13 protein-coding genes and 1 pseudogene are annotated in these 12,822 nt (G+C 59.8%); 6 read left to right on the forward strand and 8 right to left on the reverse strand.

What is annotated here, in order from left to right:
- Nucleotides 1-384: 384 nt before the first annotated feature.
- Nucleotides 385-1,134 carry a VOC family protein gene (locus E3O42_RS00380; RefSeq protein ID WP_134451970.1) on the reverse strand — a complete coding sequence of 250 codons (750 nt, stop codon included), beginning with the start codon at nucleotides 1,132-1,134 and terminating at the stop codon, nucleotides 385-387.
- Between the two features lie 360 nt (nucleotides 1,135-1,494).
- Here E3O42_RS00380 and E3O42_RS00385 point away from each other — a divergent pair, with 360 nt between their 5' ends.
- Nucleotides 1,495-1,980 carry a DUF1801 domain-containing protein gene (locus E3O42_RS00385; protein ID WP_241984539.1) on the forward strand — a complete coding sequence of 162 codons (486 nt, stop codon included), beginning with the start codon at nucleotides 1,495-1,497 and terminating at the stop codon, nucleotides 1,978-1,980.
- A 574-nt stretch (nucleotides 1,981-2,554) separates the two neighbouring features.
- Here the strand turns inward: E3O42_RS00385 and E3O42_RS00390 are convergent.
- On the reverse strand, nucleotides 2,555-4,123 hold the full coding sequence (locus tag E3O42_RS00390; protein ID WP_134451971.1) for an SIR2 family protein: 1,569 nt from the start codon (nucleotides 4,121-4,123) through the stop codon (nucleotides 2,555-2,557).
- Nucleotides 4,124-4,314: 191 nt separating this feature from the next.
- On the opposite strand from E3O42_RS00390, the gene E3O42_RS00395 reads away from it, so the two are divergent.
- The 3 genes and pseudogenes from E3O42_RS00395 to E3O42_RS00405 form a co-directional block, all read left to right on the forward strand.
- Nucleotides 4,315-5,259, forward strand: coding sequence for a hypothetical protein (locus E3O42_RS00395; protein WP_134451972.1), 945 nt, complete (start codon nucleotides 4,315-4,317; stop codon nucleotides 5,257-5,259).
- Nucleotides 5,260-5,596: 337 nt separating this feature from the next.
- On the forward strand, nucleotides 5,597-7,207 hold the full coding sequence (locus tag E3O42_RS00400) for an alpha/beta hydrolase (RefSeq protein WP_134451973.1): 1,611 nt from the start codon (nucleotides 5,597-5,599) through the stop codon (nucleotides 7,205-7,207).
- 84 nt (nucleotides 7,208-7,291) lie between these two features.
- A pseudogene (locus E3O42_RS00405) lies at nucleotides 7,292-7,579 on the forward strand (relaxase domain-containing protein); the annotation flags it as partial.
- On the opposite strand, the gene E3O42_RS18345 reads toward E3O42_RS00405, so the two are convergent.
- From E3O42_RS18345 to E3O42_RS00425, 4 genes are all read right to left on the reverse strand, one after another.
- Nucleotides 7,491-8,099 carry an RNA polymerase sigma factor gene (locus tag E3O42_RS18345; RefSeq protein ID WP_134451974.1) on the reverse strand — a complete coding sequence of 203 codons (609 nt, stop codon included), beginning with the start codon at nucleotides 8,097-8,099 and terminating at the stop codon, nucleotides 7,491-7,493. The pseudogene E3O42_RS00405 and the gene E3O42_RS18345 sit on opposite strands and share 89 nt — an antisense overlap.
- 348 nt (nucleotides 8,100-8,447) lie before the next feature.
- Nucleotides 8,448-9,203, reverse strand: a complete 756-nt coding sequence (locus tag E3O42_RS00415; RefSeq protein ID WP_134451975.1) for a GAF and ANTAR domain-containing protein — start codon at nucleotides 9,201-9,203, stop codon at nucleotides 8,448-8,450.
- A gap of 36 nt (nucleotides 9,204-9,239) precedes the next feature.
- Nucleotides 9,240-9,962 carry a GAF and ANTAR domain-containing protein gene (locus E3O42_RS00420; protein WP_134451976.1) on the reverse strand — a complete coding sequence of 241 codons (723 nt, stop codon included), beginning with the start codon at nucleotides 9,960-9,962 and terminating at the stop codon, nucleotides 9,240-9,242.
- Between the two features lie 106 nt (nucleotides 9,963-10,068).
- Entirely contained in the window at nucleotides 10,069-10,305 is a 237-nt protein-coding gene (locus E3O42_RS00425; protein WP_134451977.1) for a hypothetical protein, read from the reverse strand.
- 373 nt (nucleotides 10,306-10,678) lie between these two features.
- On the opposite strand from E3O42_RS00425, the gene E3O42_RS00430 reads away from it, so the two are divergent.
- Together E3O42_RS00430 and E3O42_RS00435 are read left to right on the forward strand one after the other, a co-directional pair.
- Nucleotides 10,679-11,359, forward strand: a complete 681-nt coding sequence (locus E3O42_RS00430; protein WP_166787844.1) for a GAF and ANTAR domain-containing protein — start codon at nucleotides 10,679-10,681, stop codon at nucleotides 11,357-11,359.
- A gap of 247 nt (nucleotides 11,360-11,606) precedes the next feature.
- Entirely contained in the window at nucleotides 11,607-11,897 is a 291-nt protein-coding gene (locus E3O42_RS00435) for a hypothetical protein (protein WP_206751219.1), read from the forward strand.
- Here the strand turns inward: E3O42_RS00435 and E3O42_RS18680 are convergent.
- The gene (locus tag E3O42_RS18680) at nucleotides 11,880-12,236 is read right to left on the reverse strand and encodes a transposase (RefSeq protein WP_134451980.1); all 357 of its coding nucleotides are present in this window, start codon (nucleotides 12,234-12,236) and stop codon (nucleotides 11,880-11,882) included. The genes E3O42_RS00435 and E3O42_RS18680 overlap by 18 nt on opposite strands.
- On the reverse strand, nucleotides 12,133-12,702 hold the full coding sequence (locus tag E3O42_RS00445; RefSeq protein WP_134451981.1) for a dihydrofolate reductase family protein: 570 nt from the start codon (nucleotides 12,700-12,702) through the stop codon (nucleotides 12,133-12,135). Before E3O42_RS00445 ends, E3O42_RS18680 begins: the two co-directional genes overlap by 104 nt.
- Nucleotides 12,703-12,822 lie beyond the last annotated feature (120 nt).

Here is a 12,822-nt window from a genome sequence, read left to right on the forward strand (position 1 = left end):
CCTCTTCGACCTGCATCTGTGGGCCGAGCGCCGCAGCTATCGCGACTGTGCGTTCGCGATGGAGGCTGTCTTCTCACGGTGCCGCCACCGCGGCGGCACCGTGCCATCTGGGGTTTTGCCCTTCCGCAGGGAATCTTCGCTTCGGTCCACAGCACCGGCGTTGGCGAGAGATAACCACCGTTCACGGTTGTGCCACGGTGGCCCGACCGTCCCATCTGGAGTTTTAACGAATGCCCGAGAATCAGGTCGTCGATCCAACGTGCAGGGTTTCTAAGGTCTACCTTCCATTTTGCGCCGAGGATCGAGCGTTTGCAATCGTTGCATCCCGGAAAGCGGAAGGACGCCCGCAACTTCTTGGGCAGTCATCCTGTGGGGCTGACATTCTTATTGGACGTGCTCCCCGTCTTCGCCCAATTCGCGTATCTCACTCTGTTGTTCCGTCGTGAATTCGGCCTCGACCGCGAGGGTCAGCGCCCGCTCTGCCTCCGCGCCGAGCTGATGCTCGGCGAGCAGCTCCCTTGCGGCGGCCAGGTCGGGGGCCGCGTCCGCTCCCATTCTCGCTCTGAGTTCCGCGCGGTAGAGCAGCGCCTCGAACACCTCGATCGGCGGCGCGTCGGAGTAGCGAGCGAGACCTGCGTCAAGGACCGTGATCGCCTGGGCTTCGTCGCCGCGCGAGTCGCCCTGCCGGGCGGCGACGTCGATCACCCGGAGGAGGCCGGAGCGCCGCTCTACCGGGTCGTCTTCGGACGATCCGTGCCGGTAAAAGCGCAGCCAGTTGCCGCCGACATCCACGACCGAGAACCCGGTCGCGGTGCCGGCCTTGCGCCGCGGGGGGAGTAGGCGCGGGATGCCCTTGATGGGGACCTTGCCGTATCGTTCCCGCAGTCCGGCTTTGAACGCCTCGTGGTGCTCACCGGGTTCTGCGACGGTGATGATGGCGCTGCCGTACGAGGTCGCCGGGTCGAAGCTGTCCATGGCGAACAGGTGGATCGCGATGTCGTCCAGCTCCACGACCGCGCAGGCATAGGGGCGGTGCTGCTTAAACGTGACGATGAATCCGAGCGCGGTATAGAACTCGAGTGCGTCGTCCAAATCGGCGCAAGGGAGCACCGGGTAGGTCCGTTCTCCGGTCATTACATCGCCCCCAGAACTTCGTAGAAGGGTACCGACTCGTCGAGCAGGCAGCAAGGCTGGAGGGGGACCGTGAACGAGCGTTGCATCTCTAGTACTCCGTGCGTTGTGATGTCATCAACGAAGGCGGCAGTAGCCGAGGGCCTGCGGCGGCAGGAAGAGCGTGAGCACGTCGATGAGGTAAGCGTCGGAAGCGTCCCGTTTTCGGTGAACCAGGGCTCACCGCCGGGACCGACACCGCCGAATTCGCAGAGACGAGGCGTCAATACAGCTGGCCAGTCCGCTCGTCGCTGTCCATAGTGCGCCGACAATCCATCGCGCACAATCGCCCCACCCGCGAAGCAGAAGGACTACCATCTCGCCATGGACGGTAAGGAGACCGGGAAGAGCGAAGGTCAGGCCGCGGGCACGGCCCAGGGCGATCCCGGCTGGACGCTGCCGGAAGCCATGACAGGCCGGGCGAGCCCCGCGAAAGCGGCGGTCGGCGATAAGCCTGTCTTCGCCTACATCGCCAGCCTCCCGCAGCCGCAGCGCGCTATCGCCGAGGCGGTCGACGCGCTGGCGGCCGACACACTGCCCGACCTCGAGCGCTCCGTGAAGTGGGGCATGGCGTACTACGGCGTCGGCGACGGATGGTGCTTTAGCTGTGGCGGTTTCGCCGGCCACGTCAAGCTCATGTTCATCAACGGCGCAGCGCTCGAACCCATACCGCCGGTGACGCCGACAGGAATGGGTAAGTCAACCCGGGGTGTGGAGCTCGCGTCAGTGGACGACCTCGACGAGCGCCGGGTCGCGGCGTGGATGGTTCAAGTCACGTCCGTGCCAGGTGTCGGGGGCACGAGACGTTGATCCCGAAGCTGAATACTTCGTCAAAGGCTGCGGGTTGTGCATCGCCTAAGGCATCAAGATTCAATGATCACCGGATCTAAGGGTTCCGAACGGCGATGCGATGACAATCGTATTGGGTACGACGGTGATCCCCGACATCGGCTTCGCCGACCTACTTTCGTTCGTTGGAGTCGCGACTGTGTGCGGAGGACCTAGCCTCCAAGCGACGAGGACAAACGGTCAGTCGTATCGATGTCATCGACATCTTCCTGGGCAACGCCGGGGAGCGGGAACGTAGTACAGCTGATGTGATCCCTGATGGACCTGCCACGAAGGGACTGGTCCGGTCAACGATTAAGATGCCGACGCGGTACTCGCAAACGAGCGTCATCGACCTCCCCTGATGCTATCTCAGAAGGGTTGAGAGACGCATTTTCTTGGTTCAGGACCAAGTGCAGATAAGGCGTTGCCACCTAGTTTGCAGCGAACGATTACGCAACGGGAGTCCTTCAGAAAGCTCGGCGGAGGTTGATGAGACTTGTTGCAGGTGGTGTGAGGTTAGCTTGAATTTGCCGCCTCCTTACACAGGAGGGAGCTAGCTCTCGGGGAATAGAAACTCAAATGTCTGGTCAAAACTCTCAATAGTGTTCCAACCGCGAAGCGAGATGTATCCAAAACCACTAGTAGATCCTGGTGCTGGCCGAACGGCCACGCTGAGGACGCCACCGCTCGGGAACTCATTAAACTCTGCTGCTGTAGCCATAGTCCCGCGATCATCTGGCATTGAACCAGGACCGTCTAACCACTGGATCGCCTGCCCCTGCCCCTGCCCGAAGCTTGAGTAGCTGGAGCCAGCAACCGTGAGCGTGATTTGCGAAAGTGATGCTCCTCTATTGGTCAGGCGCAGAATGCTCTGGCCAGATTCAGCGTGGCAGATTACTGCTTGAACGGCGATCACTGGAGCTTCTGGGTCTTCGACGAGGGCTGCTGCGAGCCCGTCGGCCGCCGATTTCCGAATCACCGATACGCGCACAGGCCAATCACCATTGTTAGGTCCGCCCGCCTTAGACGTCGCTAAGCGGTGCAGCTGCGCACGGTAGTCTCCACTCGGGAAATTGTTGCCTGCTGGCCAGCCGGGGTCCAACACCACTAACTTTCGGTGCCCGCCGCCGTTCAGCCAGCCGGTCACAATCCGGTTGACATGGTCATCGGCGAATGAATAGCCGACCACGACTAGACGGTCGATGTTGTCGAGGGATCGCTCAAATGCCGTCAAGAGGGCTATCGTGGGGCCCTCCGTCTCCAGTTTCTCGCGATCACCGATCACCATGACCGGCGACCTATTCAACACTGGATCGTCAATCTCCTTAATACTCTTTGCGGAGATCCGACGGAAGTCGGTGGGCCGTCCCTCTGACCTGGTCCAGCACCAATTTATCGATCCATGCAACTTGAGCAGGTTGATCTGGCCGTCGACGGGACGAGAGAGGGTTTTCGCACCCACTTCCCACCCCTCGATACCCGTCGTGACAGGCACTCCCGCTTGCTTCGCGAAGGTCTCGATCGTTAAGTCGTAATTCAGGGTCGCGATTGTCAGGCCTCCCTTTTGGGAGGTCGCGAGATCCGCGAGTGGCTGCAAGTACTCGACCGACTTGAGGTCGTTTAGGATGCGGCATGTTCGCAGGATCAACGCATCGTTGAGCTTCGCGAAGACGTTGTTGGATGCGCTCCCAGCCCTGGGATAGGCGATCGATTGAATCATCCGCGTAAGGTCACCGCCGCGAGACCGACTTCCCAGATTTGAATTGATGACCTCCATCAAGTCACGGTCGGAGTACGGAGAGCGAGGACGATCGATGTTTGAAATGGCCTGATTCCAATTCGTCACGAATGGGGCGGCCTCGTGGTCGAAACGACTGCGCAATAGTCGAACCGCCGAGAAGAGCCGTTCGACGTTTACTGCGTCAAGCGGATTCCGCCCTTGCTGACTCGCATGATTGACCATTGCCCCGTACACAAAGTTCAATGCCTTGGTTACGTCGTGAACCTCACCTGACTGTCGATTTACATCTTCCACCAAACGCTTCGCAAGCTCGTTCGTGAGCGGGAGTCCCGCGTCGAAGGAGCTCCCGGCACCGAGGAGAATGGCGACAGTGTGACTCATTTGCCCTCAATTCACGGCAGTTGATTTCCGAGTAACGATCGTTGTTGTAGTTGCACTGCCGCAATAGCATCATCGTAACCGTTGGCGGGGAGCCGCCTCCATCGTTGCTCTATTCGCCACTCCTAGGAGTGAAGTGCTTAGGGGGCGCCTTTACGTTTGGAAAGAAGTCCACGACATTTAGGAACCTGCACGTGCGACTCGACATCTTGATCGGCATGGTTCGGGGCTGGAAGGTGTTGAAGTCGGCCAGACTAAGTGGCATGGCTAACCCGCGACAGCTTTCCCCAGGAATCGACTACTCGCTCTGGCCGCAGCTCAAATGGAGTCGTGCTCGCCAACTCGTCTCGGAGCTTAACTCAAGAATTGAACTGTGGTCGACTAGTGTCCCCCGGGGCCTGATCGCGGAAATCTCCGAGGACCGTATGTCGGTGGTCTATCGCGCACGCCTGCCGAACGCCGCGCCAGTCTTCGAGTGGTCTTTGCTCCTGGCGGATATTCTCCACAACTATCGCACGGCCCTTGACGCTCTTGCCTGGGAGATGGCGCATCTGGAGGGTAACAAACCGAGTGCAACGAACGAACGCAAAATTTACTTTCCGATCACCACAACACGCGCGGCGTGGCTTGCGCAAGCGAGAGGATCGTTGAGTTCAGTGCCGGAAGACGTTCTGGAGCGGATGCATTCCGTGCAGCCTTACGGCGTTGAGCCAGTGAGTGAAGGGATCTTTCTCCACCTGCACGAGCTGGATATCGCCGACAAACACAAAGGGCTCATTCGCGCAGCAGTGTCTGTTAGGGACAAGCGTCAGGTGGAGTATGCGATCGCGCTAGAAAGCGGCGAATCGATCCTGGAACACCTTGAGGGAGATCCGTGGACGTGGCTCGCGTCGTCCGAGCCGGCGTCTGATGGGGATCCTATATTCGAGGTACGCACGGATGCTCCCATCGCAGAGGCATCAAGCAGAATGCGTCTACCAGTGGCCATTACAGTGGAAAACCGCGGCGTGCGACACGATGTCATGAATTTGCTTGTCCTCATCGATCAGCAGGTGGCACTTACGTTCGAGGTCATTGAGACAGGATCGTTCGCTGACGCACTAGGTTTGAGGCCCGTCCCGGTCGAACATTTGGATTGATGATCGGGGATTGTAGAGTGCGATATCGCTCCGCAAAGTGACCCACAGCGCTGTGTTTGAAGAGTCGAACAGCCGGGCTTCGGAGTCAAACGCACCTACCAGATGTGTCTTCCTGTGCGCCTCCACAAGTTTCGCTCAGCAACGGGCAAACCCAATGAGATCCAATTCGTTTCGTCGCTAAGCCTCTGCGTTATGGTGTGAAAGAGACCACGCGCGCCTAAGCGCACGGCCTACAGACGCGACTCGGGGGTTGGTCTTGGCGTACAGCCTTGCTGAAGTGAGCTCTTTGATTGACGCACCTGCGTCAGATCGTCGCTCCGCTTTCGAATCTGACCTCGTGACTACGGCGCGGGAGCTAAGGGAGTATTTGCGCATTGCCATGATGCGTCAGCGGGCCTCACCTGCAAAGGTCGCCGTGGGCATTGCGGTGCTGGACGTCTGGCGTGTCCTCAATGACTTCGAGGATCCCGACAGCGAGATGAGTGCTTCGGCTGCATCCCTCGCCAGCATCGGGATCGCGACGCGGCGGCTCTCAGCGGATTCCGGTGATGTGGGCGACATCGTGAGAGAGTGCAGACGACGGATCGAAGCCAGCGTCGAAATTGGAGGTCCTTGGGAACAGATTTGGAAGCTTGCCAACGAGATCGGTAACGCCATCGGCTTCTTCATCGACGTGGAGGCCGCTCGTGCGGATCGGCTGTGGGCGTCGCTAATTACCTTCGCTGCTCCCGAAACTCCGATTGATCTCGGCCCCGTGCCGTCAACTGCGCTTCCGTCGCTACTCGCCGTGGAGAAGAAGATCCGGGCGACAGATGCGGGCGCACTTGACTCGATCAGGTTCCGGCTGGCCTCGACTTTGAGTCTCCAGCCGAAGTATGAGATGTCGGTGCCGAGTGAGGTATCCGCGGCGCCGGTTCCGGAATGGACGATGCTAGACCTCGCGGAACCCTACGACGACGCGAGGCGGATTCGGGTTTGGTTTGGAACGAATCGCGAGCCAACTTCGAAGCAAGACTTGAACAGCACCTACTCGAATCGACTGGCCGCAGGCGAGCTCTTCTACGGCGTCTGTCAGGTCAATATCCCTAGGATTAAAAGGATCTCGGGGGGTATACGTCCCTTCGCTTCCAAATGGCTGCGGCGAGGCGCTCCACGTGGTGGATCGCGAGTGGAAAGCTATTATCGTTTCGACGGTCCAGACGAGTTCTTGAGCGCGTTCGGGAGCGAAACGGCTCAAGCACCCAGCGAGCGCACTGGTCTCGTCTTTATTCATGGTTTCGCAACCAGCTTCACTGATGCAGCAACTAACGCCGCTGAATTTTCTTTGCATGTCAAGCACCGGGGCCCCACTGCAATGTTCACATGGGCCTCAAAAGGGCGTGCGAATGCCTACGGTCACGATGAGCGGGTGGTCCAACAAAGCCGCCAACAACTCATTGACTTCCTCGTCACGCTATCGACGCGTGCCGGGCTCGAGCACATCGATCTCGTAGTGCACTCTCTCGGCAATCGCTTATTGTTGCGATCTCTAGTCGATTGGTTTGGTGGGTCACCTCCTGACAAGATTCCGCTACGGAACCTCTACCTCGGCGCACCCGACGTTGATCAGCCGGAGTTTCTCCACCACGCGAACATTTATGCGCGTGCGGGAACGAAGACGACGCTCTACGCTTCGGACTCCGACACGGCGCTCCTGGCCTCCTTGGTCACTCATCGAGGGGTGCATCGTGCAGGCCTTATGCCGCCCGTAGTTACGGCTCGCAATATCGATACGATCGAGACGAGCACGGTGAATTTCTCAACCATGGGGCACGCCTACATCATTGACTCTTCGGCAATCCGTGCAGACATCTTTAGTGTCCAAAGCGGCTTGCTCGACCCAGCGAGTCGCGCGAACATTCATCCTGCGGGATCTAGCCAGGTACCTGACTATTGGCGGATTGTCTAGCCGAACGAAGGCTGGCCCGCGAATTGCCACGCCTCTTGCAGATCGAGGCGGCACACCTTCTACGTGAAAGCGGAGGAGGCCGTGGTGACGGTGTCGATGCGGGTGATGAGCGCCGGCAATGGCTACAAGTATTTGCTGCGCACCGTCGCGGCCGGCGACGGTCAGCGTTCGCTGTCCACGCCGTTGACCCGTTACTACAGTGCGAAGGGCAGCCCGCCGGGTCGATGGATGGGAAGCGGTCTGCCGGGCCTCGGCTCGGGTCCTGTCCTCGAGGGCGTCGAGGTCACGGAGGCCCAGCTGCAGAGACTGATCGGCCTGGGGCGAGACCCGGTCGATGGGGCACCGCTCGGCCGCGCCTATCCCGACTATCGAAGGCCAGCTGATCCTGCACCGCCCGGCAGCGCTCAGGGGACTGCAAGATCGATTCAACAAACTGAAAAGGCCCGATGTGGAGGGTCTCGGGTGTGTTGTCGTCAAGCGGGAAAGTAGACGAAGACCGCATTCGCAGCCGATCCATGCTCTTGTTCCGCACGACCCGCATCAACCAGGATTTCAAACAATTGCCGTTCTGCAATGTCGATAGCTTTTGCCAAGCGGTAATACACGACTCCTGCACGACGTCGTCGGCTTCAGCATTGGAGCCGAGTAGCCGCACAGCGCAACAGCGCATCAGTGGTCGATGCCGGCGCACCAGGATCGCAAAGGCAGCTTCGTTTCCCGCGACGGCGTAGTTGACAAGAACACCATCAGTGTTTCTCTCAAGTTGCAGCGTGCCAACGTCGTGGAGTGACATCACGTCCTCGCCGGCCAGGGCGCGCGTGGCAGAGTGCGGCAGCGCCGGCCGGTGATCGAAACCATTCGTCGAAACTCGCACAGTAGTGATCGCGGTCATGCGCTCACCAGCCGGGCGGATCCAGATTCTGCCCGTGATGTCACGTGCGTGACCCTACGCAGCCGAAGAGTTCCCCAAACCAGCCAACCATAAGCCGAAACCTGAGTGGTTGGCATGCCGTGACTGCAGCAGTAGTTCGCCGCGTCTTCTGTTGGGTCGGCAGAAGTCGTGTTCCTGGATGCGACATCGGTGTCTAGGTAAAGCCGACTATCAAGCATTTATGCTCCTCGGATCGCTGCGGATAAACCGCTGCCGAGGGCTGGAGCAACAATTAGACCCTACGGCGGAGAATGCCTATGAGTCAATTTTCGTCGTCATCAAGGACACAAGCATTTCGCCGTTCCGGATTCAGGCGCGTGAGGCGGCTTCGCCTTTCGCCCCGACGCGGCTTCCCAAATCGATGCTGCGGTCGATAACTGCGGTGGCCACGGTGGTGAGCGTGAGGTTGTGGTCGCGCGCATGCTTCCGCAAAGCCGCGAATGCTTCGTGCATGGTCAGCTCAGCGCTTTCCGATACGACGCCCTTGGCTTGCTCGATCAGAATTCGGGAGTTGAGGGCGTGTTGCAACTGCGCTGCGACGAGAGTCTTCTCTCTGCTTCCTCGCTCCTGCAGCAGCCCGATGGTGGCAACGTCGGCCAAGGCCTGCGCAACAGCGACATCGGCGGCGACAAGTTCACCCACGTGAATGCTGAACATGTTCATGGCACCGAGCACTTGACCGCGGAGACGCATTGGCGTCGCGTGCACGGATTTGAACCCCTGTCGCATCGCCTCTAGACGAAAGGCAGGCCACCGATCCCCGGAACGCTGGATATCGCCAACGGCAACCGGCTGCCCGGTTGTAAAGCATTCGACACACGGTCCGGCCCCCGCGTTCAGTTGCATAACCTCTATGAGAGTCGCTTCTTCACTGGTCGACGCCACTAGCTGCAACTCGCCTAAACCATCAAGAAGCATGAGACCCGCAGCCTGGGTGTCGAGAATTTCCGAACATTGCTCCACCAGGGTTTGGAGAAGATCAACGACGTCGAAATCGTCCGTAAGGGTGTCGGCAAGTTTGACGAACGCTCTATTCAGCTTCGACTCTCGCGTGAAGTCAGCCATGGCTTGCTCATTTCTCAGAAGTGGGTGAAGCGGAATTTATTTGGGGAGAAATCTGAAGCTCAACTGCCTACTGACGACGTCACGGGCGACGTCTTGAACGGTTCGACCGTTGGCAAACGCGTAGGCCTGCAGGCGCGAATAGGCGATGGTCGCGGTGGTATCCAGTTGCACCAGGATCATCCCTGTTGCCTGATGAACCTCGCGCCTCATGGCCGGGGTCATCGCCGACTCTAAAGCGCCCTCATCGTCGGCACCCGCGATGGCGTGGCTCACGGCAACATCCGACAAGGCCGACGCTAGGGTCACGGCGATCTCCATGTGCTGCGGGCTCAAGGCGCCTGCAGTCCGCCGGTATAACCCGACGGTGCCTATAGTAACTGCTCCCATAAGCAAAGGAAACGCGAAGAGTGCGCCTACGTCGAGCGCCCCAATCGAAGCTGCAAAAATCGGCCAGCGATCATGGGTGCCTGTGCAAACATCGGGGACGAGCGTCGGGGTACCGGTTTTGAGTGTGGCCCACTGCGGGCCTTCGCCAAGGTCGAACTGCAATTCATCGATACGCGCGGCGACCGCATCACTCGAGCAGATGGTGGATTGGCCGCCCGTCGGGCTGAAAACGGCGATGGACACACCGGTGACGCCAAGCTCGTCTATGAACGGCAAGCACAGATCCGTGGCATCAACGACGACGACTTTCTTGCTGTCAGGCATCACGTCGACCGCACGTCGAGGCGCGATGCGACGAGTCTTGAAAACCACGTCAATGCGTCCTACCTCACCCGTTTGGTTTACAACGGTGCGATTAGGCTACTCGAACTCGCAGAAATGGCCCAAAGAGGCAACTCGGAAACGTCGGGCGTTGGACTCAACGATCCTCGAGGATGTCGTCGCTTGGACGAACACCGCCACTCAGCTCGTCGCGCGGATCCGCCGCGTCGGCTGAGAGATCACCAGCCGCCGCCTCACGCGCCTGAATCCGGAACGGCGAAATGGTTGTGTCCTTGATTACGACGAAAATTGACTCATAGGCGTTCTCCGCCGTAGGGTCTAATTGTTGCTCCAGCCCTCGGCAGCGGTTTGTCCGCAGCGATCCGAGGAGCATAAATGCTTGATAGTCGGCTTTGCCTAGGCACCGATGTCGCATCCAGGAACACGACTTCTGCCGATCCAACCGAGGACGCGGCGAATTGCTGCTGTAGTAGGGCGTGCGCACGACCGGCGCCGTTGGCGTCCTCATCGTCGACGACGACTCGCCCGAGGGCACCGGAGTGCTGGCCGACGCGACGGCGCAGACGGATCCGGTTATCAGCGTTACGCACGGGTCAGAAATCCGGCCTCGGCTTGGCCCATCTGGCGGGCTTCAGCTGGGCCCGACCAGGCGGGCACGATGCCCTCATCGCTGGGCGTGCGCCTATTGGTTTAAGGTTGCGGCGAAAAAAGTATAGAGCGTCCGTGTCATGCCTAGCGTTCGCCAAATGAGTATGCCCAACGGCGGGAAGGTTTTAGTCGAGGTGACTAGCGCACTCGCGGACACTTCGAAACCGGGGTACGAAGCCATCGACACTTTTGACCTCTTGGTGCGGAGCGCCACCTCGCTCACCTCTGGTGTCGAGGCTGGCATTTTGCTCGCTGATCACAATCAGCATCTTCACGTCGTCGCCTCTACCAGCGAGAGAACCAGTGACGTGGAGGAAGCGCAGCTGGGTTCTGAGCAAGGACCTTGCGTGGTGGCATTTCGTACCGGTGAAACGGTGGACGTGCCAAGCATCGCCGCCTCCAGGCTCGACTGGCCTGCCTTCGCTGCCCTTGCCGAAGACCGTGGTTTCCACGCTGCTCACGCCGTCCCCCTGCGCCACCGCGGCCAAATCCTCGGGGGACTGATTCTTTTTTCGGAGCAGCTCGGCCCACTGAGCGATGAAGATGCGGTGTCGATCGAGGCCCTTGTCCGAGCCGCCACAACCAACCTCAACGAAGAACTGTACCGAGCGCTCGACGCTCGGGTGACGATAGAACGAGCCAAAGGGGTCCTCGCTCAGCAGTATGGAGTGCCCATGGACGCCGCGTTCTCAATCTTGCGCGCTCATGCGCGAAAGACGGACAAGCGATTGAGCGATATCGCCGGAAAAATTATGAATAGTCGAGGCCAATCCAGATGATTCAGAACACAGTTCGAATGTTCCTTGGTCATGTCCCTCTAAGGGGTGTGGTTTCTGCGGCAAGAGTCGGGCCGGAGTGGGCCGGCGGCGGGTGGTGTGGGGATGGCATCTCAACAGGCATCGAGTGTAGATCGACCGGTCACAACCCTTTGCCCCTCGCCTGCCGCGAACCCGGGCATTCCAGCAGCGGAGGTCCTCTGTGTAGTGCAGCGATATCCGATGCTGGTGTTCGAAGCGAAATAGTGTGGTGACGTCATTGCCCGAGGCATCCGATCAGCAGAAGCTGATGCTGAGCATGGCTTCGGGCAGTCAGGCCGCGTTCGGCCTGATCTACGATCAGTTGTGTGTTCCGACGTTTGCGATCTGCAATCACTATCTGAAGTCTCCGGCCGCAGTCGACGAGGCCATGTGCGGCCTGTGGCTGTACGTCTGGCAAAATGCGGCCATGTTGTCGGAGCTTGACGGCTCGCCCTGGTCGATCATCATCAGGACAGCGGAGGACCACGCCCAGACAGAGCGCCTAGGGCGTGCTTCCTAATTCTTGTAACCAGACGATGATGGCGCTCAGTACAGCTCCGCCTCGGTAGGTGAGTGCGAGTTCGTCGTAGCGGGTGGCGAGTCCGCGCCACTGCTTAAGGGTGTTGAACGAACGCTCGATGATGTTTCGGCGCTTGTAGGCCTCTTTGTCGAGGTCGACCGGGCGGCCCCCGTTTCGACCGCGGCGTTTCCGGTTGGCGACCGGGTCGGAGCGTTCCGGAATGACGACCTGAATGTCAAGCCGTAACTCGCTTAGGTCGGTATCGCACGGCGACTGCCCCCGACCGGAATTCTTGGCGGTCCACGAGTTCGAGCTGGATGCGCTCTCGCAAACCGGCAAGCAACGTCGGCCCGTGTCCGGCAAGGACCGGCTGCACCAGGAATTCGTACTCGTCGATCAACCCCAAATCTGCCAAGGCCAGGGGGAGGGTCACGCCACCGACCCACAGGCCCTCGCCTGACTCCTGCTTGAGCCGCTGAACCGCTTGCGCCAAGTTCCCTCGCACCAGCTCGGCATTCCAATCGACCCCGCTCAGCGTGCTCGACACGACGTACTTCTTCGCCCGGTCGATAGTCTCGGCGAACGGTTTCTGCCAGTCCTCCATCCAGTCGGGCCACGTGCCCGTGGCCGGCTTCTGCCACGCCGACGCCATCATCTCGTAAGTCACCCGGCCGAATAGCAGGGCATCGGCTCGCTCCAGCTGAGCGGTCCAGTAGCGCATCGACCCCTCGTCCGGGGGGAGTCCTGCCTCGTGATGGCAGCAGCCGTCGAGCGTGACGTTGATCGAATATCGGAGTGGTCTCATCTCGTTGCTCTCCTTTGATGGGTGCCCCACGTTCGTTGCACCACTCTCAGTCGATTGCCGGGTCCGTTTCTGATCGACGCCCTAAATCGCGCCCAGTGTATAGCGCCGTCCCTGATGCGA

Origin of the sequence: Cryobacterium adonitolivorans, assembly GCF_004402695.1 — a bacterium.
GTDB lineage: Bacteria > Actinomycetota > Actinomycetes > Actinomycetales > Microbacteriaceae > Cryobacterium > Cryobacterium adonitolivorans.

Coding starts and splice junctions, on each gene's coding strand:
- E3O42_RS00390 (WP_134451971.1), bottom strand. CDS start 4,123: ATGAGTCACACTGTCGCCATTCTCCTCGGTGCCGGGAGCTCCTTCGAC.
- E3O42_RS00380 (WP_134451970.1), bottom strand. CDS start 1,134: ATGACCGGAGAACGGACCTACCCGGTGCTCCCTTGCGCCGATTTGGAC.
- E3O42_RS00425 (WP_134451977.1), bottom strand. CDS start 10,305: ATGCTCCTCGGATCGCTGCGGACAAACCGCTGCCGAGGGCTGGAGCAA.
- E3O42_RS00445 (WP_134451981.1), bottom strand. CDS start 12,702: ATGAGACCACTCCGATATTCGATCAACGTCACGCTCGACGGCTGCTGC.
- E3O42_RS00385 (WP_241984539.1), top strand. CDS start 1,495: ATGGACGGTAAGGAGACCGGGAAGAGCGAAGGTCAGGCCGCGGGCACG.
- E3O42_RS00415 (WP_134451975.1), bottom strand. CDS start 9,203: ATGGCTGACTTCACGCGAGAGTCGAAGCTGAATAGAGCGTTCGTCAAA.
- E3O42_RS00430 (WP_166787844.1), top strand. CDS start 10,679: ATGAGTATGCCCAACGGCGGGAAGGTTTTAGTCGAGGTGACTAGCGCA.
- E3O42_RS18345 (WP_134451974.1), bottom strand. CDS start 8,099: ATGACCGCGATCACTACTGTGCGAGTTTCGACGAATGGTTTCGATCAC.